This window comes from Frigoribacterium sp. R86507 (genome assembly GCF_044597695.1).
Taxonomy (GTDB): domain Bacteria; phylum Actinomycetota; class Actinomycetes; order Actinomycetales; family Microbacteriaceae; genus Frigoribacterium.
On the sequence record NZ_CP139002.1, the window covers coordinates 3,023,869 to 3,043,807 of the forward strand.

General features: G+C 71.5%; 17 protein-coding genes. 6 read left to right on the forward strand and 11 right to left on the reverse strand.

The genetic code is table 11. The features are described 5' to 3' along the window. The first annotated feature begins 4 nt into the window (after positions 1-4). Genes SJY14_RS14290 through SJY14_RS14305 form a run of 4 tightly spaced genes read left to right on the forward strand, consistent with a single transcriptional unit; the run spans position 5 to position 4,367 of the window. Positions 5-826 carry a hypothetical protein gene (locus SJY14_RS14290; protein WP_396599220.1) on the forward strand — a complete coding sequence of 274 codons (822 nt, stop codon included), beginning with the start codon at positions 5-7 and terminating at the stop codon, positions 824-826. Next, positions 823-3,174 (forward strand): SDR family oxidoreductase, encoded by a 2,352-nt coding sequence (locus SJY14_RS14295; RefSeq protein WP_396599221.1) that lies wholly within the window; start codon positions 823-825, stop codon positions 3,172-3,174. The genes SJY14_RS14290 and SJY14_RS14295 overlap by 4 nt, the downstream gene beginning before the upstream one ends. A gap of 21 nt (positions 3,175-3,195) precedes the next feature. Further along, a complete protein-coding gene (locus tag SJY14_RS14300; protein ID WP_396599222.1) occupies positions 3,196-4,023 on the forward strand; it encodes a ferritin-like domain-containing protein in 828 nt (275 codons plus the stop codon). Then, positions 4,020-4,367 carry a LysR family transcriptional regulator gene (locus SJY14_RS14305; RefSeq protein WP_071254971.1) on the forward strand — a complete coding sequence of 116 codons (348 nt, stop codon included), beginning with the start codon at positions 4,020-4,022 and terminating at the stop codon, positions 4,365-4,367. Before SJY14_RS14300 ends, SJY14_RS14305 begins: the two co-directional genes overlap by 4 nt. Before the next feature lie 134 nt (positions 4,368-4,501). On the opposite strand, the gene SJY14_RS14310 is transcribed toward SJY14_RS14305, so the two are convergent. From SJY14_RS14310 to SJY14_RS14335, 6 genes are all read right to left on the reverse strand, one after another. Further along, positions 4,502-4,840, reverse strand: coding sequence for a biopolymer transporter Tol (locus tag SJY14_RS14310; RefSeq protein WP_396599223.1), 339 nt, complete (start codon positions 4,838-4,840; stop codon positions 4,502-4,504). A gap of 42 nt (positions 4,841-4,882) precedes the next feature. After that, the gene (locus tag SJY14_RS14315; protein ID WP_396599224.1) at positions 4,883-6,049 is read right to left on the reverse strand and encodes an RtcB family protein; all 1,167 of its coding nucleotides are present in this window, start codon (positions 6,047-6,049) and stop codon (positions 4,883-4,885) included. A 431-nt stretch (positions 6,050-6,480) separates the two neighbouring features. Further along, positions 6,481-7,689, reverse strand: coding sequence for a GAF domain-containing protein (locus tag SJY14_RS14320; RefSeq protein ID WP_396599225.1), 1,209 nt, complete (start codon positions 7,687-7,689; stop codon positions 6,481-6,483). 133 nt (positions 7,690-7,822) lie between these two features. Continuing rightward, on the reverse strand, positions 7,823-8,413 hold the full coding sequence (locus tag SJY14_RS14325) for a hypothetical protein (RefSeq protein WP_396599226.1): 591 nt from the start codon (positions 8,411-8,413) through the stop codon (positions 7,823-7,825). A gap of 151 nt (positions 8,414-8,564) precedes the next feature. Continuing rightward, positions 8,565-9,131: a type 1 glutamine amidotransferase domain-containing protein gene (locus SJY14_RS14330; protein WP_071254960.1), complete on the reverse strand. Its 567-nt coding sequence runs from the start codon at positions 9,129-9,131 to the stop codon at positions 8,565-8,567. A gap of 139 nt (positions 9,132-9,270) precedes the next feature. Beyond that, on the reverse strand, positions 9,271-10,170 hold the full coding sequence (locus SJY14_RS14335; RefSeq protein WP_235477807.1) for a sugar-binding transcriptional regulator: 900 nt from the start codon (positions 10,168-10,170) through the stop codon (positions 9,271-9,273). A 192-nt stretch (positions 10,171-10,362) separates the two neighbouring features. Between SJY14_RS14335 and SJY14_RS14340 the strand changes: the two genes are divergently transcribed. Together SJY14_RS14340 and SJY14_RS14345 are read left to right on the forward strand one after the other, a co-directional pair. Next, complete coding sequence (locus SJY14_RS14340) at positions 10,363-12,108, forward strand: FAD-dependent oxidoreductase (protein ID WP_396599227.1); 1,746 nt, start codon at positions 10,363-10,365, stop codon at positions 12,106-12,108. A 179-nt stretch (positions 12,109-12,287) separates the two neighbouring features. Next, on the forward strand, positions 12,288-12,947 hold the full coding sequence (locus SJY14_RS14345) for a GntR family transcriptional regulator (RefSeq protein ID WP_071254950.1): 660 nt from the start codon (positions 12,288-12,290) through the stop codon (positions 12,945-12,947). A gap of 67 nt (positions 12,948-13,014) precedes the next feature. Here the strand turns inward: SJY14_RS14345 and SJY14_RS14350 are convergent, their stop codons facing one another. The 5 genes from SJY14_RS14350 to SJY14_RS14370 all read right to left on the reverse strand — a co-directional run bounded on the left by SJY14_RS14350 (position 13,015) and on the right by SJY14_RS14370 (position 19,934). After that, positions 13,015-14,055 (reverse strand): hemolysin family protein, encoded by a 1,041-nt coding sequence (locus SJY14_RS14350; protein ID WP_396599228.1) that lies wholly within the window; start codon positions 14,053-14,055, stop codon positions 13,015-13,017. Further along, complete coding sequence (locus SJY14_RS14355) at positions 14,052-15,431, reverse strand: hemolysin family protein (protein ID WP_396599229.1); 1,380 nt, start codon at positions 15,429-15,431, stop codon at positions 14,052-14,054. Before SJY14_RS14355 ends, SJY14_RS14350 begins: the two co-directional genes overlap by 4 nt. Before the next feature lie 172 nt (positions 15,432-15,603). Further along, on the reverse strand, positions 15,604-16,380 hold the full coding sequence (locus SJY14_RS14360; RefSeq protein ID WP_396599230.1) for a GntR family transcriptional regulator: 777 nt from the start codon (positions 16,378-16,380) through the stop codon (positions 15,604-15,606). Beyond that, positions 16,361-18,025 (reverse strand): ABC transporter ATP-binding protein, encoded by a 1,665-nt coding sequence (locus SJY14_RS14365; RefSeq protein WP_071254941.1) that lies wholly within the window; start codon positions 18,023-18,025, stop codon positions 16,361-16,363. The genes SJY14_RS14360 and SJY14_RS14365 overlap by 20 nt, the downstream gene beginning before the upstream one ends. Next, a complete protein-coding gene (locus SJY14_RS14370) occupies positions 18,009-19,934 on the reverse strand; it encodes a gamma-glutamyltransferase family protein (RefSeq protein ID WP_396599231.1) in 1,926 nt (641 codons plus the stop codon). The genes SJY14_RS14365 and SJY14_RS14370 overlap by 17 nt, the downstream gene beginning before the upstream one ends. Positions 19,935-19,939: the final 5 nt, after the last annotated feature.

Sequence of the window (19,939 nt, forward strand, 5' to 3'; positions counted from 1 at the left end):
TGTCATGACGACCAGAGATGCCCCGCGCGCCGACCCCGACTTCGACATCCGCGAGTTCACCAAGACGGCCCAGGGCAACTGGCGTCCCGACCTCGACCTGTCCGGCTTCGCCGACACGCCCCTCGGCCCCGACGCCCTTCGCCTCGTCCGCCACCTCGGCCGGCTCGAGAGCGCCACGATGGAGAACCTGCGCAACCTCCTGGTCACGGCCACCCACAAGGACACGAGGGTCACCGCGTTCCTCGTGACGTGGGCGTTCGAGAAGTTCTGGCTCGCCGACGCCCTCGACGCGGTCCTCGAGGCCCACGGCGAGCCCCGCAACCGTGACGTGCCCGAGGGCCCGAAGCGGCACGCCGCCTCCGAGGCCGTCGAGCGCCGTGGCCCGATCACCCGGGCCCTCCAGGCGATCACCGTCGGGTCCCCCATCGTCGCCGTGCACACGACGACGGGTGCCGTCGACGAGTGGGTGCTCCGAGAGGCATACGACCGCCTCGTCGAGCTCGCGGCGCACCCCACGCTGACCACCGTCGTCGATCGTGTCCGGGTCGTGAAGGCCCGCCACGAGCAGTTCTTCGCCAGCGAGGCCGACTGGCGTCTGCGCGACTCGCGCCGCTCGGTGAAGATGACCCGCGCCTCCCTGCTGACGGCCGTCTGGCCGATCGGCGCCGTCGAGCGCGCCGACTCCGAGCGCACCTTCTTCGACGCCACCGTGTTCGGCGGGGCCGAGGGCCACCTGCGTGCCGACCGCGTGGGGGCGATCGTCGCCGACCTGCCGGGCCTGGACGCCACCGTCGGCGCGGCCGTGACCAGAAAGCTGACCGCATGAGCTCCTCCCCCGGCCTCGCGCTGCCCGACCAGACCCCGGGCGCCACCCGCGTCGACCTCGGCGGTTCGCACGTCCTGCTGACGGGCGGCACCGGTTTCGTCGGCCAGGCGATCCTCGAGCGTCTGCTCTCGTCGCACCCCGGCACGACGGTCACGCTCCTCATCCGCCCCAAGGCCGGCACCTCGGCCGAGGGGCGTCTGCGGCACCTGCTGAAGAAGCCGGTCTTCTCGTCGTGGCGTGAGGCGGTCGGGCCCGAGGGCGTCGAGAAGGCCCTCGCCGAGCGGCTCCGGGTGATCGAGAGCGGTCTCGGCGACCTGCCCGACCTTCCCGGCGACCTCGACGTCGTCATCCACAGTGCGTCCACGGTGTCCTTCGACCCGCCGATCGACCAGGCCTTCGAGACCAACGTCGGCGGAGCGGTCGGGCTGTACGAAGCCCTTCGCAAGACGGGCACCGACCCACACGTCGTGCACGTGTCGACGGCCTACGTCGGCGGCATCCGCAAGGGCGTGTTCCCCGAGGCGTCGCTCGGCCACACCGTCGACTGGCGTGTCGAACGGGCCGCCGCCGGCGATGCGCGCGCCCGTGTCGAGGCCGCCTCGCGCCAGCCCGAGACGCTGCGCACCTTCCTCGCCCAGGGTCGCGCGGCGCACGGCAAGACCGGCCCGCAGGCGGTCGCCGCGGCCGCCGAGGAGGCGCGGGTCGCCTGGGTCAAGGCCCGTCTCGTCGACTACGGGCGCACCCGGGCCGAGACGCTCGGCTGGACCGACGTCTACACGCTGACCAAGGCCTTCGCCGAGCGCGCCGCGGAAGAAGTCTGGGCCGAGGCCGGGCACCGCCTGTCGGTGGTCCGACCGGCGATCGTCGAGAGCGCCCACCGACACCCCTACCCCGGCTGGATCGACGGCTTCAAGGTCGCCGACCCGCTGATCATGTCGTACGCCCGCGGACTACTGCCCGAGTTCCCCGGGGTGCCCGACAGCGTGCTCGACGTGATCCCGGTCGACTACGTCGTCAACGTCATCCTCGCCGTCGCCGCGAACCCGGTCGAGGCCGGCAGCCCCCAGTACTTCCACGCCAGCTCGGGCGGCAGCAACCCGTTCTCGATCCTGCGCATGTTCGAGAACCTGAAGGCGTTCTTCACGGCGAACCCGCTGCCCCGCGACGAGCACTCGTCGATCGAGGCGCCGCACTGGAACTTCCCGGGCGTGCGCAAGGTCGAGGGCGCCATCCGCACCGCGAACCGCGTCAACGACGTCCGCGAGGCCGTGCTCACCCGGCTGCCGAGCACGCTCCGCACCCGAACGGCGCTGGCCGGGGTGCAGACCCGTCGGGCCGACCTCGAGTCGCTGCAGAGCCTGACCGACCTCTACCGCCACTACGTGCAGTCCGAGATCATCTTCGACGACCGCCGCACGCGGGCCCTGCACGCCGGACTCCCGGCGGGCTCCCCCGCCGACATCGGCTTCGACGTCACCGACGTCGACTGGGAGGCCTACTTCCAAGAGGTGCACTTCCCGTCCATCACCGCCATGACCCGGGCGTTCTCGGTGCGACCCGCCGCGTCGGCCGCCGTCGCCGACACGCGGGCCCTGCCGCGGCGCGACGACGTCGTCGCCGTGTTCGACCTCGAGGGCACCGTCCTCGACAGCAACATCGTCGAGCAGTACCTCTGGGTGCGCTCGGCCGGGTTCCGCAAGGCCGCCTGGCCCGGCGAGGTCGCCAGCCTGCTCACCTCGCTGCCGCGCTACCTGCGGGCCGAGGGTCGCGACCGCGGCGAGTTCATCCGCACGTTCTCGCGGCGGTACGAGGGCATGCCCGTCGCGCGGCTCTCGGGCGTCGTGCGGTCGCGCGGCTACGCCGACACGGTCCTGCGCCACACCCTCCCCGACGCCCTCGCCCGCCTCGCCGAGCACCGCGCCGCCGGGCACCGCACCGTGCTGGTCACGGGCTCGACCGACACCCTGACGACTCCCCTGGCGCACCTCTTCGACGACGTCGTCGCCAGCACGATGCACCAGCGCAGCGGCGTCTACACCGGCTACCTCGCACAGCCCCCGCTGGTCGACGAGGCCCGCGCCGCCTGGCTGCGCCAGTACGCCCAGGCGAACGACATCGATCTCTCGGGGTCGTACGGTTATGGTGACTCGTTCGCCGACCTCGCCTGGCTCGAGATGGTCGGGCACCCGAACGCGGTCAACCCCGACAGCAATCTGGCACGCGAGGCGCTCCGAAGAAGATGGAGCATCCGCGATTGGACTCGCAGCGGCCCCCACGGCAGAAGCGGCACCAGCACCACGAGCGGCACCAGCAGCACCACAGCGAAAGGAGACGGAGGCAGGGTCTGAACCCGCGCCTCCTGACATCACATGGCCTTCGACATCGACAAGTTCGCCGCGACCTCCGAACGACTGAGCTGGGACGACCTCGACCTCGACCACTTCCGCAAGAACCCGCTGTCGGCGGACTCGCTGCGGACGCTGCGCTACATGGCCGACGTCGAATACCACACGGTCTGCTACACCCGTGACCTCCTCACGACTCCTTCTCACAAAGAGAACGAGATGACCACGTTCATGACGATGTGGAACCGCGAAGAGTTCTGGCACGGCGAGGCCCTCGCCGCCATCCTCGAGGTGCACGGCATCACGGTCGACTACGACCAGCTGCGGGCCAACCGCCTCAAGCTGGGCTGGCGCGAGCGCCTCGACCCGGTCAAGCAGGGCCTGCTCGGCAAGATCGTCGGCTCGGACTTCGTCGCCGTCCACATGTCGTGGGGTGCGGCCAACGAGTACTCGGCCGTGTCGGCCTACAAGCGGATGGCCGAGCTCGAGCAGGACCCGGTCCTCGCCGAGTTGCTGAAGCGCATCGCCAAGCAAGAGGCCCGCCACGTCGCGTTCTACGTCTCGCAGGCCCGTGAGCGTCTGCTCGCGAGCAAGAAGGCCCAGAAGCTGACGCGCTTCCTGCTGTCGAAGGTCTGGGCCCCCGTCGGCTCGTCGATCATGGAGGTCGACGACGTCAAGTTCGTCTTCGGCCAGCTAATGAGCGGCGAGGACGGCCGCAAGGCCGCCGTCAAGCTCGACCAGAACATCTCGAACCTGCCGGGCATGAGCGGTCTGACGATCTTCCAGAAGGCCCTCGACGGCCTGGGCATCCGCGCGGACTCCTCCGCCGGCGGTTCGGTCGCCACGGCGTGAAGACCAGCCACCTGAGACACTTCCTCGTCGCAGCCGACGTGCTGCACTTCCCGGTCGCGGCCGACAAGCTCGGCATCTCGCGACAGAAGCTCGAGTCGTCCATCGAGGCGCTCGAGCTCGAGTTCGGCGCGAAGCTGTTCGACCGCGACGCCACGCCCTACCGCTTGACCAAGGCCGGCAAGGCGGCGGTGGTCGTCGCCGAAGACGAGTTGGCGAGCCCGTCAACCCCGACGCCGCCGCCACCCCCGCCGGCCGGCGGCAAGGCCAAGGCGTCCAAGGGCAAGGGCCGCACCCCCGCCGTCAAGGGTCAGCCCAAGCCGTTCAAGAAGCGCCAGGGCCGCTAGCCGCGCCCGCGGCGGGCCGACCGCCGCCCGCCACCGCATCACACGGCACCACACCACGAAGTGGACACCGCACCGCGTTTTCTCGTGGCGCAGTGTCCACTTCGTGGTGCGGAGGGCACCTCGCGGCGCAGTGTTCAGCTCGTGGCGGCGTCGGCCTCGACGCCGGCGAACCAGTCGGCGTAGCGAGTGTTCCGCGCCATGCGGCGGGTCTCGTCGGGGGCGTCGTCGTCCCACCACACCGGTCCGCGTTCGCCGAGCGACGTCTTGGCGGCGTCGACCCGGGCCCGGGCGTCCTCGACGGCGCCAGCGTCGTCGGCGGCCAGCGCCGTCTTCTTCGCGCGCCGCGCCTCCATCAGCTCGTGGACCAAGGAGGCGCGGGTCGCCTCGTCGAGGCGCGGATCGGTCCGGCGCCACAGCCGGCCGCGGACCACGAGGTACCGCCCGTCGGGCGTGACCAGCGGTGCAGCACTCATGGTCCGAGTCTGCACCGCCGGCCCCGCCTGCGGGCGCCGGTGTCAGTCGCCCTTGACGTTGACGATCTGCCGCAGCGTGTGGCGGATCGTCACGAGCGACGCGGCGTCGGCCATCACCTGGTCGATCGGCTTGTACGCCGCGGGGATCTCGTCGAGGAACGCGTCGGTGTCGCGGTACTCGATGCCCGTCATGGCCTCGCGCAGCTGCTCGTGCGTGAAGGTCTTCCGCGCGGCGCTCCGCGAGTAGGCGCGACCCGCACCGTGCGGGGACGACTGCAGGGCGACCGGGTCGCCCCGTCCCTCGACGACGTACGACGCGGTGCCCATCGACCCCGGGATCAGCCCCGGCTCACCGGCGCGAGCCGAGATGGCGCCCTTCCGCGACAGCCAGACGTCCTTGCCGAAGTGCCGCTCCTGCTGGGTGAAGTTGTGGTGGCAGTTGATGCGCTCCTGCTCGTCGACGGGTGCTCCGACCCAGTCGGCGAACTGCCGCACGACGCGGTCCATCATCTCCTCGCGGTTCAGCAGGGCGAACCGCTGGGCCCACCGCAGCTCGGCGACGTACCGGTCGAACTCGGGCGTGCCCTCGACGAGGTAGGCGAGGTCGGGGTCGGGCAGCGTGATCCACCACCGCTTCATGACCGCCTGGGCGACCTTGATGTGCGTCTGGGCGATCTTGTTGCCGACTCCTCGGCTGCCCGAGTGCAGGAAGAGCCACACGGCGTCGGTCTCGTCGAGGCTGACCTCGATGAAGTGGTTGCCCGAGCCGAGCGAGCCCACCTGCAGCTGCCACGTCTTCGCGTACGACGACGGGTCGAAGCCCGCGGCCTCGGCCAGGGCGGTCAACTCGGATACGCGCGGCTCGGCCGTCGCCACGACCTTCGCGTTGGCGCGACCGGCCGAGGTCGGGACGGCGCGCTCGATCGCCTCGCGCAGGGGCTTCCGGTCGGCGGGCAGGTCACCCGCGACGAACTGCGTCTTCACGGCGATCATGCCGCAGCCGATGTCGACGCCGACGGCGGCCGGCATGACGGCGCCGAGCGTCGGGATGACCGACCCGACGGTGGCGCCCAGCCCGAGGTGGGCGTCGGGCATCAGGGCGAGGTGCGGGTAGATGAACGGCATCGTCGACGTCGTCCGTGCCTGCTGCTCGGTGTTCGCCTCGAGCAGGCTTGCCCAGCTGAACAGCCGGGACGTGATCTTCTCCATGGTCCTTTCGATTCTGTGAGGGGGTCGTCGTCCGGGGCGGGCGGACGTTCCCTCGTGCCGCGGCCGTCGAGCCTGCGGTGTCGAAGAGACGGGAGAACGCCCCGGGCCTCGTGGGCTCGGGGCGTCGGGTGACGTCGTCGGGCCTAGCGGAGGGGGTCGAGAGAGAGCCAGCGTCGCCCGCGGAGGGGCGTGCCCTCGACGGGCTTGCGGTCGCATGGCTGCTGGTTCAGGAGGCGCGGCGTGCTTTCGTACGACATCGCGGCCTCCTCTCGTGCTCTGTCTCGTCGTTCCGACGTGTCCGCACCGTCGATCGGCGCGGAAGACCGAACCTACATCCCGGGCGTGTCGCGTGTCCAGTGCCTGTCAGCCTCGAGCCGTCGACCGGTGCTGCCGGACGAGCAGAAGGTGTACATCTTCGTGTACACAAAAGGTCAGGCGCGGGCGACGGCCTGCTTCGCGAGCTCGCGCTGCACGCTGAGGGCGAGCTCGCGCAACATGACGAGGTCGACGCTCTCGACCGTGCGCGGTTCGGGGTCGGCGACGCAGAGTGCACCGATGCGGACGCCGTCGGGACTCTCGACCGGGTAGCCGGCGTAGAACCGGGCCGGCGCCTCGACGCCGAACCGTTCGTCGGCCCAGGCGTCCTCGACGACGAACGGCTGGCCGCCGGCGACCGTGTGGGCGCAGAACGACAGGGCCATGGGCATCTCGCGATCACCGCCCCCGGCGAGGGCCTTGTTCCAGTGGCGGTCGGCGGTGACGAGCGAGAACGCGGCCCCGCTCGCGCCGAGCAGTGTCCGGGCCCGCTCGACGATGTCGTCGAAGCGTTCCTCGGGGTCGGTGTCGAGGAGGCCGAGGGCCCTGATCGCCTCGACTCGGTCGACCTCGGCCTGTGGGGCGTGTCGGCGCGCCCGCGCCACGCCGCCGCCGGCCGACATCTGCGCGTCGAGCATGGGCGCGAGCATCTCGGCCTGCGCCTCGCCCCAGCGGGCGTACTTGGCGATCAGCTGGTCCCGGTCGTCGTGGCCCGAGAGCGGCGACGGGGGCATGAGCACGTGCACGCGGGGATGCGTCGAGCAGACGTCGTGGATGATCGCGTTCACCTCGGCCGCGTGGCGGTCGACGAGCCCATCGCCGGCGATGTGGAACACCGTCACCTCGCTGGGCGCCTGGACGCCCGTGACGAGGACGGGGCTGCTCGCGCCTCCGGTCTCGGTCTCGATGTGGACGAGCAGGTCGACGAACGCCCGCCGCCACTTCGTGAGGTCGGTCATCTCGAGGGCGTCGTTGATGCCGGTCACCACGACCACGGCGTCGTAGCGCGTGAGGTCACGGTCTCCGAGCACCCGCCGAGCGTCCGCCGTCCTCATCGCGGGGTCGGCCACGACGTCGACGTCGACCCCCCGGCCAGTGGCCTGCGAGACCGCTCGCGCGAGATGACCCGCGAGTCCCAGGTCGTGGCTGCGGACGCCCCACCCGACGGCGGGCCCGCTGCCGAACAAGAGCACGCGATCGGGGCCGACGCCGGGGGCGTGGGCACGCGCGACGCCCTCGGGCCGGGGCAGTCCGAGGCGCCGGTCGAACCAGCGGTTGCGCTGTCGGATCACGCCACGGACGAGCGGGCTCACGAGACGGTTCATGCCGGGTTCCTCCCACAGCGGTGGCCTGATCGACGAGGGCTCCACGTGGTGAGGGCCGAGCGGTGTCAAGACATCGTCTCGTCTCGGTGCCGAGCCGGGACAGCCCCAGGTCGGGGGCCGACGAGCGCACCCGTCAGGTCGGGCACGGTGCATCCGACCCCGGTGGGGGCTGGGCGATCAGCCGCGCGAGGTCCACCTCGACGAGATCACGGAGGCGCTGGTCACGTTCGTCGGGATACGCCGGGTCGACCGCCTCGACCGCCGACACCTTCGTGACGATCACGGCTCCGACGTCGCCCCACGCCCGGTCCACCGCCGCCGCGACGATCCCGCCCACGAAGTCGTCGTCGGACTGCAGTTCGTCCAGCCTGTCGGCCACGGCCGTGTAGGTCTTCTCGCGGAACCACAGGGTGTCGTCGTCACCGCGCCGGTAGTCGTGCTGGTGTCGCGACCGCCCCTTGGCCTTAAGGGCCTTCGCCCGTTCGCCGCCGATGCGTTCGTTCTGCTCGCGTTGTTCCGCCGCGAGGCGACCGAGGACGGTCCGCACGGCCTCGCGGGTGCGCTCGTGGTCGAAGTGCTCGTCGTCGCGGAGGGCACGGATGACGATCGAGTTGGCCACCGAGACCACGGCGGCCGCACGCGAGATGAGGACACCCTCGGCGACGGCCCGCTCGAGGGCCGCGGGATCGGGCGTCGCGGGTTCCGAGGGGGTCTTGCGCGTCATGCCGAGTTTCACCGCGCCTCCTTCTCGACCGGATGGGCGCCGGAGCGCCGGGGACGGACCGACGTCGGCCCGACGTCCCATTAAAGACCCGCGGCGGGGTCCGTCGCCCCGGATCAGGACGACGGACCCCGCCGCGACGGAGGACGACGGATCAGGCCGTGGCGGCCAGGGCCGTCGAGGTCTCGCGGACGAAGTCGTCGAGGTCGTCGGGGTCACGCGACGTGACGAGCGTGAAGCCCTGCTCGACGTCGGTCACGACCGAGCGGTCCACCCACGTGCCGCCGGCGTTGCGGACGTCGGTCTGCAGCGAGGCGAAGGAGGTCAGTTCCTTGCCCGTGACGAGGCCCGCCTCGATGAGCGCCCACGGGCCGTGGCAGATGGCCGCGATCGGCTTGCCGGCCGCGGCGAAGGCCTTGACCAGGTCGACGGCGTCGCTCTCGGTGCGCAGGGTGTCGGCGTTGATGGTGCCGCCGGGCACGAGCAGGAGGTCGTGGTCGGCGGCGTCGACCTCGGCGATGGTCGTGTCGGGGCGGACGGTCTGGCCCGGGTCCTTGTCGCCGACGAGCGTCTCGATCGGCTCGGTGGAGACGCCGGCGACGACGACGGTGGCGCCCTGCTCGCGCAGCTTCGCGACGGGGACGACGAGCTCGTCCTGCTCGACGCCGTAGTTGGTGACGATCGCGAGAACGCGGCGTCCGGTGAGTTCGGTGCTTGCCATGGTGATGCTCCTCTCGGGGCCCCTCGAGGGCCCGGTGTGCGACCGCTCCCGTCTACGCGGGCGGGCTGGGTCGCGGCTGGCGTGATGTACCCCACCCGCGCCGCCCCACCCGCGCCTCCTCGTCCGGGCCGAGACCGGCTCAGCTGGCCAGCAGCGCCCTGGCGGTCCCCTCGTCGAGGATCAGGTCGGTGACCAGGCCCGCGGCGAGCGCACCGCGGACGCTGACGACCTTGGCCTCGCCGGCGACGACGCAGACGCGACGCGGCGTGCGCCGGATGGTCGCCAGGTCGGGCCCCGTGGCGCGCTGGTTGAGCTCGATGTCGGCCGACGAGCCGTCCTCGCGGAAGAACACGGTCGCGACGTCGCCCACCACGTGGTCGTGGCCGAGGCTGTCGTGGTCGCTCTGCTCGAGGTACCCGCCCGAGTAGACGTGGCTCGGCACGTGCGCCTCGCGCGACCCGACGCCGAAGACGACGAGGTCCATGGCGCCCTGCAACGAGAGGACGCGTCGGGTGCTGCGCTCCCGCCAGAGGGCGCGCTTGGTCGCCGGGTCGTCGAAGAACGCCGGCACGGGGAACTGCTGGATCAGGGCGCCGTACGCGTGACCGAACCGCCGCAGGATCTCGCTGGCGTACTCGATGCCCGTGGTGCGGGTGTTCGCCGCACCGTTCAGCTGGACGAAGACGGTGTTGTGCGTGGCCTTGGGCACCAGGTACCGGCTGACCGCGCTGACGGTGGAACCCCAGGCGACGCCGACGACCATGTTCGAGTCGACGTACTGCGTGAGCGTTCGTGCAGCCGACAGCGCGACCCGGTCGAGTCGGTCGACGTCACTCGTCTGGTCGGGCACCGGGACCACGTGCGCCACCACGCCGAACCGCCGGTGCAGCCCCTCGCCCACGGCCGTCGGCTGGTCGAGGGGTGACTTGATCTGGATGTCGACGAGGCCGGTCTCGCGAGCCGACTTCAGGAGGCGCGAGACCGACGACCGGGACGTCTGCAGTTCGTGCGCGATCGCCTCCATCGTGAGGTCCTGCATGTAGTACAGATGCGCGGCACGCAGGGCCTCCTGCGTGCGTTCGGACGTGTCGCCAGCGGCCAACGGGACCTCCTTGCACGTTCGTGCAGATCCGTTGCACCCTGTGTGCATCGGGACGACGATGAATCTACCGGCCCGCAGGACGAGTCGGTCACCACCACCTGACATCGCATCTCGAAAGAAGCAGTGACCATGTCGAAGAAGACAGACTCGATCCGTCCCAACGTGCAGCGCATCGTCGACCGCCCGACGGCACAGGTGCTCGTCGTCGGCGGTGGCATCAACGGCATCGCGACCTTCCGCGACCTCGCCCTCCAGGGCGTCGACGTCGTGCTGGTCGAACGCGCCGACTACGCCTCGGGCGCGTCCGCCGCCTCGTCGCACATGATCCACGGCGGCATCCGCTACCTCGAGAACGGCGAGTTCCGCCTCGTCCGCGAGAGCGTCGAGGAGCGCAACGGGCTGCTGAAGATCGCCCCTCACTACGTCAAGCCGCTGCAGACCACGATGCCGATCTTCTCGACGTTCAGCGGCATCATGAACGCCCCGTTGCGCATGCTGACCCACAAGCAGCGCTCCACCAAGGAGCGCGGCGCGTTGCTGATCAAGGTCGGCATGACAATGTACGACTCGTTCTCGCGCGACGGCGGCTCGGTGCCGCGTCACAAGTTCCTCGGTCGCAAGAAGGCCCTCGCCGAGATGCCCCACCTCAACAAGGCGCTGAAGTACACCGGCACCTACTACGACGCGTCGGTGCACGAGCCCGAGCGTCTCGCGCTCGACGTGCTGAAGGACGGCCTGGCCGCCGGCGACAACGCCCGCAGCGCGAACTACCTCGAGGCCGTCGGCACCGCCGACGGCGGCGTGACCCTCCGCGACGTCGTCAGCGGCACCGAGTTCACGGTCCGGGCCGACGTCGTCATCAACGCCTCGGGCCCCTGGACCGACCTGACCAACAAGGCCTTCGGTGCCGAGTCGCAGTACATGGGCGGCACCAAGGGTTCGCACATCGTCGTCGACAGCCCCGAACTGCTCGAGGCCACGAACGGTCGTGAGATCTTCTTCGAGAACAACGACGGCCGCATCGTGCTGATCTACCCGCTCAAGGGCCGGGTGCTCATCGGCACCACCGACCTCGAGGCCGACATGTCCGAGCCCGCCGTCTGCACCGAAGAAGAGGTGGACTACTTCTTCGACCTCGTCAAGCACGTCTACCCCGACATCGCGCTCGACCGCGGCCACATCGTCTACCGCTACTCGGGCGTCCGCCCGCTGCCGAAGCACGACGACCTCGCCGCGGGCTTCGTGTCCCGCGACTACCGCATCGTCGAGACCGAGGTCGCCGAACTGCCCGGCACGACCGTCCTCAGCCTCGTCGGCGGCAAGTGGACCACGTTCCGCGCCCTGTCGGCCCACCTCTCGACCGAGGCGACCACGAAGCTCGGCGTGAAGCGCTCGGTCGACACGACGGGCATGGCGATCGGCGGCGGCAAGGGCTTCCCGACCACCGACGGCGCCCGCACCACCTGGGTCGCAGCCCACGCCGACGGGCTCGACCGCGACCAGGTCGACCGTCTGCTGACCCGGTACGGCACCCGCGCCTCCGACGTCATCGAGGTGCTGCTCGACCAGCCGTCACAGGCCCTCGAGGCCGAGCCGACGCTGACCACGGCCGAGATCGCCTTCTTCGCCGAGCACGAGGACGCCGTCCACCTGGCCGACGTCGTGCTGCGCCGCACGAACCTGGCGTTCGTCGGTGGCGTCACCATCGAGCTGCTCACCGAGATCGCCGACGTCATGGCCGGCTCGCTCGGCTGGACGACCGAGCAGCGCGACGACGAGATCGAGCAGACCCTGACGACCCTGCGCGACTCGCACGGCGTCGAGGTCGCCTCACAGCACGTGCCCGCAGCGACCTCGGCCGCCGCCGCGAAGTAACCGCGCCGACCCGAGTCGCGAAGCCCCGCCCCCGTCGAGGAGGCGGGGCTTCGTCGTGCCCGGCCCTCGGCGGGTCCGCCGGAACTGACATGTGAACTTCGCTGCCCAACGGGCAAAATGCCACGTTTTCGTATTAGGATGCTGGCCGGGCACACGCCCGCGAGCATCTAGGAGGCCGCATGCCGATTCCCGTCACTCCCCCTGCCGCCGAGCGACAGCTGCTGCGAGACACGGTCCGCAGCCGCATCCGTGACGCGATCATCGACGGCACGCTCGAACCCGGCGAACGCCTGCACGACGACGAGTTGATCGCCTGGCTGCAGGTGTCGCGCACCCCGATCCGCGAGGCGCTCGGCGACCTCGTGCGCGCCGGCCTCGTCGAGATGGCACCGAACCGCTACACGAAGGTCGCGATGCCGAAGGCGGAAGAAGCCGTCGAGGCGGTCCAGACCCTCGGCGTGCTCTTCGGCGGAGCGGTCCGCCTGGCGGTGCCCGACCTTCCGTCCGCCGTCAAGCGAGAGATCGTCCGGGCGATCGACGTCTGCCTCGACGATCTCGACCGAGAGGACGGCCCGGCCCTCAACGCCCACGCCATCGCGCTCTTCTCGACCTACGTCGACCACTGTGGCAATCCGGCCCTGGTCAAGGTCTGCACCGACGTCACCGACGGCCTCGCCTACAAGCTGCGCGTGCCGAACATCGTGCAGGTGCTGCACTGGGACTCGATGGCGGCCTCGTTCGTCGCCCTGCGCGAGGCGACCGAGGCCGGCGACCCCATCGCGGCCGAACTCGCCGCCGAAGACCTGCACGCCCTGCCCGGGCACCGCCCCGTCGACTGAGCGTCCGCGCCCGGTCGGTCGGGCGCGGACGCCCGACCGACCGGCGGTCCGTCAGACCGCCGACCCGTCAGACCGCCGAGACGTCGTCCACCTCGCCGACGAGCTCTTCGATGATGTCCTCCAGGAACAGCACCCCGGTGGTGACGCCCTCGGGCGAGACGGATCGGGCCACGTGCGCGCCGACCCGACGCATCGAGGCCAGGGCGTCCTCGAGGTCGGTGTCGCGGCTCACGGCGCCCAGGCGGCGGATGCGCTTCGCGGGCACCGGTGCCTCGAAGGACCCGTCGTCGGTGAGGTCCATGACGTCCTTGAGGTGCAGGTAGCCCGTGGGCTGACCGTCACCGTCGGTGAGCACGTACCGCGAGTACCCCCGGGCCGCCACGGCACGCTGCACGTCCGCCGGCGTCGCCCCCGGTGCCAGGTGCACCATCTCGTCGAGGGGCACCTCGACGTCGCGCACCTTGCGGGTGGTGAACTCGAACGCCGCCGACAGGGTGCCCGACGAGTCCATCAGCGTGCCCTCGCGGGTCGACTGCTGGACGATCGTGGCGACCTCGTCGAGGGTGTACGAGCTCGTCGCCTCGTCCTTCGGCTCGACCCGGAAGAGCCTCAGCACGCCGTTGGCGACCGCGTTGAGCGACCAGATGACCGGCTTGAAGACCGTCGCCACGAAGACGAGCGGCGGCGCCAGGACGAGCGCGGCCCGGTCGGGCACCGAGAACGACAGGTTCTTCGGGATCATCTCGCCGACGACCACGTGCAAGAACGTGACGAGCACGAGCGCCACGACGAACGCGACCACGCCGATCGCCTCGGCCGAGAGGCTGGTGAGGCCGAGCGGGATCTCGAGCAGGTGGTGGATCGCCGGCTCGGACACGTTCAAGATGACGAGCGAGCAGACGGTGATGCCCAACTGGCTGGTGGCCAGCATGAGCGTCGCGTGCTCCATCGCCCAGAGGGTCTTCTTGGCGGCCTTGCTGCCGGCCTCGGCACGGGGCTCGATCTGTGAGCGGCGGGCCGAGATGACGGCGAACTCGGCGCCGACGAAGAATCCGTTGACGACCAGCAGCACGACGAGCCAGACGATGCCCGGCAGGTACTCGTTCATCGGGTCACCCCTTCTCTCAGCGAGGCGACGACGCGGTCGTGCTCGCTCGTGGGTGCGACGGCGCCGAGGTCGTCGTCAGGTGGGGCCGGAACGAAGCGCAGTCGCTCGAGGCGTCCGTTCGCGACGCGTTCGACCCGCAGGCTGCCGCTGCCGCTCTCGAGGGCGACCTCGTCGCCCACCTCGGGCAGGCGGTCGAGGCGGTCGATGACGAACCCGGCCACCGTCTCGTAGTCGCCGTCGTCGGGCACGCGGATGCCGGCCCGGTCGGCCAGTTCGTCGGGCCGGAGGGCACCGTCGAAGAGCACGGTGCCGGCCTGGCGCACGATGCCCACGCGGGCGCGGTCGTGCTCGTCCTCGAGCTCGCCGACCAGTTCTTCGACGACGTCCTCGAGGGTCACGAGGCCGGCGGTGCCGCCGAACTCGTCACGCACCACGGCCATCTGCAGGCCGCCGTGGCGCAGCAGACCGAGCAGTGAGTCGGTGCCCATGCTCTCGGGCACGAAGCGCGCCTCCTGCATGAGCGCGGTCGAGCCGACGGAGGCGCGCTCGGCGAGCGGGACGGCGAACGCGTGCTTCACGTGCACGACGCCGACGATGTCGTCGCTGTCGTCGCCGATCACGGGGAACCGCGAGAAGCCCGAGGCCAGGGCGGCCTCGACGATGTCGGCGGCCGAGCCGGTGGAGGCGATCGTGGTCATGCGGACGCGCGGCGTCATCACCTCGGAGGCGTCGTGCTGCGAGAAACGCAGGGTGCGCCCCAGCAGGGTCGCGTGGTCCTGGTCGAGCTGCCCCTCGAGGGCCGACCGGCGCACCAGCGAGCTCAGCTCTTCCGCCGAGCGGGCACCCGAGAGCTCTTCCTTGGGCTCGATGCCCATGGCGCGGATGGCGGCGTTGGCGGTGTTGTTGAACAGCAGGATGAGCGGCTTGAACACCGTGGTGAACGCCGCCTGGAACGGCACGACGAACTTCGCGGTGGCGAGCGGCAGCGCGAGGGCGAAGTTCTTCGGCACGAGCTCGCCGACCACCATCGAGAAGAGGGTGGCGAGCACGATGCCCGTGATGCTGCCGACGATCGGCACGACCGTCGCCGGCATGCCGAGCGAGTCGAGCGGGCCGCTCAGCATCGAGCTGATGGCGGGTTCGAAGGTGTACCCGGTCAACAGCGTCGTCAGCGTGATGCCGAGCTGCGCGCCGGAGAGGTGCGTCGAGGTGATGCGCAACGCCTTGATCGTGGGACCGAGACGTTTCTCGCCCCGGTCGCGCCGCGCCTCCAGCTCGTTGCGGTCGAGGTTGACCAGCGAGAACTCGGACGCGACGAAGAAGCCGGTGCCGACGGTGAGCACGAGGCCGATGCCGACCATGACCCAGTCATCCATGTCGCCCCTCCCCGTCTGTGACGACCGCACGGGCGGTCAGGCGTGGGAGAGGCCAGGGCATGTGAGAGGGAGGTTCGTCCATGACCGAGAACAGTAAGGAGACCCGCCGACCGATGCCTGAGAACGTGCACCCGCTGCACGCCCCTGTGGGGGCGAGCCGAGGAGGCGCGGGTCAGGTCGTCGGGATCGTCGGCGTCGGGATCGTCGGCGTCGGGATCGTCGGCGGCAGGGCGGGCGGCGTGGCCCGCAGGTCGGCCACCCGGTCGGCGGGCTCGGTGCGGGCGAGGAACCCGATGCGCGACTCGCGGACGTGCCAGCCCATCAGCTCGGCGGCCCCGGCCTCGTCGCCCGCGTCGATCGCCGCGAGGATGCGGCGGTGGTCGGGCCAGAGCCGCTTGCCGCGCGAGAAGGTGTCGAGCGCGTACAGCCACTCGATCTTGTTCGACAGCTGGCGCAGCAGGGTCGCCAGCGTGGCGCTACCGCTCAGCTGCGCCACACCGACGTGGAACCGGTCGTTGAGCTCGACGAGTCGGTCGAGGTCGCCGGCGTCGACGGCGGCGTCCCCGTCGTCGAGCAGTTGCCCGAGCACGCGCCGGGTCCGCCACCAGTCCTCGGGCGGGCGGGGCTCGCCGAACAGCTCGCGCGCCCGCAGGGCGGCCCGTCGGGCGGTCGAGATCTCGAGGGCCTCGCGGACGGCGAAGAGGTCGTCGGCCTCGTCGACCGGGATCGCCGCGACCCGACTGCCCACGTGGGGCGTCGACTCGACGAACCCTTCGGCCTCGAGCGCCCGCAGCGCCTCGCGCACCGGGACCCGCGAGACGCCGTGGCGGCGGGCGACCGAGGCCTCTGTGATGCGCGTCCCCGGCACGAGGGTGCCCTCGACGATCTCGCGACGCAGGGCGTCGACGAGGACGACGGGTGGTGGGCCCTCAGAGGGCGAGGCTGGCACCGGGGATGGCTCCCAACAGTTCGGTCGTGTACTCGGCACGGGGCGACAAGAAGATGTCGTCGACGCTACCGCGCTCGACCACGGCGCCCTTGCGCATCACCACCACGTCGTGGGCGATCTGGCGCACGACCGCCAGGTCGTGCGTGATGAACAGGTAGCTGAGGCCGAGCCGACGCTGGAGGTCGCCGAGCAGCTCGAGGATCTGCTCCTGGACGAGAACGTCGAGGGCCGAGACGGCCTCGTCGCAGATGAGCAGCTCGGGCTCGAGCGCGAGCGCCCGCGCGATGGCCACCCGCTGGCGTTGACCGCCCGACAGCTCGTTCGGCCGGCTCTGGGCGACCGACCGGGGCAGGGCGACCTGGTCGAGCAGCTCGGCGACCCGCTGCCTGCGGGAGGCCCGGTCGCCGACGCCGAAGATGCGCAACGGCTCGTCGATCAGCCGCTCGACGCTGTACGACGGGTCGAGCGAACCGTAGGGGTCCTGGAAGACGGGCTGCACCCGGCGACGCAGCGCACGCCGGGACGCACCCCGGCTCGCCGTGATGCTCTCGCCGTCGATCAGCGCCGACCCGCTCGTCGCCGACTCGAGGCCGAGCACGATGCGGGCCACGGTCGTCTTGCCCGAGCCGGACTCTCCCACGATCGCCGTCGTGGTGCCGCGCGGCACCTCGAACGAGACGTGGTCGACGGCCCGCACCTGCTCACCACGGCGACCACGGAGGCGGAACTCCTTGACCAGGTCGGTGACGGTCAGGATCGAGTCGACCCGCGCCTCCTTCGCGTCCGTCGCGTCGTCGAGGACGGCCTCGCCGCGACGGAGGGCGGTCGCCGAGGCCAGCGTCGGCGCGGCCGCGACGAGGCGCTTCGTGTACTCGTGCTGCGGGCGACGCAGGATCTGCTCGGGCGTGCCCTGCTCGACGACGCGACCCTCGAGCATCACGACGATGCGGTCGGTGCGGTCGGCGGCGAGCCCCAGGTCGTGCGTGATGAACAGCAGCGACGTGCCACGGCTCTCGACCAGCGTCTGCAGGTGGTTGAGGATCTGCCGCTGCACCGTCACGTCGAGCGCGCTGGTCGGCTCGTCGGCGATCAACAGCTGCGGCTCGCGGGCCAGGGCGATCGCGATGAGCACGCGCTGGCGCATGCCGCCCGAGAACTCGTGCGGGAACTGCCCCGCCCGGCGCTCGGCCTCGGGGATGCCCGCCTCGGTCATCAGCGCGACGACGCGGCGCTGTACCTCGTCGTGGCCGCGGAGGCCGTGGGTGCGCAGCGCGTCGGCGATCTGGGCGCCGACCTTCATCGACGGGTTCAGGTTGGTCGACGGGTCCTGCGGCACGAGGCCGATGCGCGCCCCGCGCACCTGGCGCATGGGCGCCTCGGTCGCCTGCGCGAGGTCGAGGGTGCTGCCGTCGGGGCTCGCGAGCTCGATCGTGCCGCCCGTGATGTGACCGGCCCCGGGCAGCAGGCGAAGGATGGCCGCGACCACCGTCGACTTGCCCGAGCCGGACTGGCCGACGATGGCCACCCGCTCGCCCGGCAGGACGTCGAGGTCGACGCCGTGCACGGCGGGGGTGTCGCCGAACGAGACGCGCAGGTCGCGCACGCTCAGCAACGGGGAGGTCGGGTTCTCAGCGTCCTGCGGCATAGGCCTGGGCTCCTCGGGGGTTGGCGGCGGCGGAGAGCACACCGGTCTCGGGGTCTCGCGAGACGCTCGACAGCCGGCCCAGGGACCAGCCGCCGGCGCGGGTGACGACGTGGCCGCGGGCGACCAGCGCGTCGATGACGTCGTCGCCCAGGCGGTCCTCGACCACGACGCCCCCGGGCTCCCAGGTGCGGGGCCAGAAGCTGCCGGGGAACGACGTGGTGTGCAGCGCGGGGGCGTCGATCGCCTGCTGCGGGGTGTACCCGCCGACGATCGTGCGCAGCAGGTAGAGCAGCTGCCACTGGTCCTGCTGGTCGCCGCCGGGCGAGCCGAGCGCGACGACGGGCTCGCCGTCCTTCAGCACGAGCGTGGGCGTCAGCGTCGTGCGCGGGCGGGTGCCCGGCTCGAGGGTCGACGCCGTGCCCTCGTCCAGCCACGACATCTGCAGCCGGCTGCCCAGGCAGAAGCCGAGCTCGGGGATCGTCGGCGACGACTGCAGCCATCCGCCCGACGGGGTCGCCGAGACGATGTTGCCCCAGCGGTCGACGACGTCGAGGTGGCAGGTGTCACCCCGCGTCTCGCCGGTCGGCTCGGTGAACGGCTCGGCCAGACGGTCCGCAGGAGGCGCGGTGCCGGTCGGCGGGGCGTCCTCGGCCGGTGCGGCGGGGGCGGCGGCGGGGGCCTGTGCCCGCCCGGGGGCGGCGACCGTGGGCTCCCCGACACCGGCGGGTGCCTCGCTGAGCGCGGGAGGCAGGTACTCGGTGCGCATCGTGGGCAGGGCGAACGGCTCGCGCCCGGGGACGTCGCCGGGTCGCAGGTCGTGCGACGCCCGGTCGCCGATCAGCGCGCGGCGCCCGTCGGCGTAGTCCGCGGACAGGAGGGTCTCGAGAGGTACGTCTCCGGGGCCGTACCAGGCCTCGCGATCGGCCATGGCGAGCTTCTGCGCCTCGACGATCGTGTGGGCGCCGTCCGCGGTCGAGGGGTCGAGCAGCTCGTCGTCGAGCGGCTCGAGCAGCGCCAGCACCTGCAGCAGGGCGGGACCCTGGCCCCAGGCGCCGGTCTTGGCGATCGTGTGACCCCGGAACTCGATCGTCGTCGCCGGCTCGGTCGTGGCGCGGAACGCGGCGAGGTCCGCGGCCGTGACGACACCTGCGTGGTCGGTGCCCGACGAGTGACGGTGCGGAGTGCGGACGAACTCGTCGATCGCCTGCGCGACGTGTCCGCTGCCCCACTCGACCCGCGCCTCCTCGATCTTCGCCTCGCGGGACGCGTCGGGGCCGAGGGCCTCGCCCGCCGCGACCAGCTCGTCGAGGACGGCCGCGTAGGCCGGGTTCGTCAGCAGGTCGCCCTCGCGGGGCACCTCGCCACCGGGCATCCACTGCGCGGCCGAGGTGGGCCAGTGCTCGGTGAAGAGGTCGGCGACGGTCTGGATGGTGGAGGCCACGCGCGCCACGATCGGGTGGCCGTCGCGGGCGTAGCCGATCGCGTAGGCGAGGACGTCGGCGAGCGACCAGGTGCCGTGCTCGGCCAGCAGCTTCAGCCAGGCGTCGACGGCACCGGGGACTGCGGCGGCCAGGGCTCCCGACCCGGGGACGAGCTCGAGGCCCTCGGCGAGATAGTGCTCACGGGTGGCCCCGGCCGGGGCGGGGCCCTGACCGACCAGCACGGTCGGGACGCCAGGAGCCTCGGCCGTCGCGTAGATCGCCGTGAGGTCGCCGCCGGGGCCGTTGAGGTGCGGCTCGACGACGTGCAGCACGAAGGCTCCCGCGACGGCCGCGTCGAAGGCATTGCCGCCGCGCTCGAGGACCGACTGGGCCGAGGCCGTCGCCAGCCAGTGCGTCGACGACGTCATGCCGAACGTGCCGCGCAGGTCCGGGCGGGTGACGAACTCGTCGGGGGTGGTGTAGGTCACGAGGG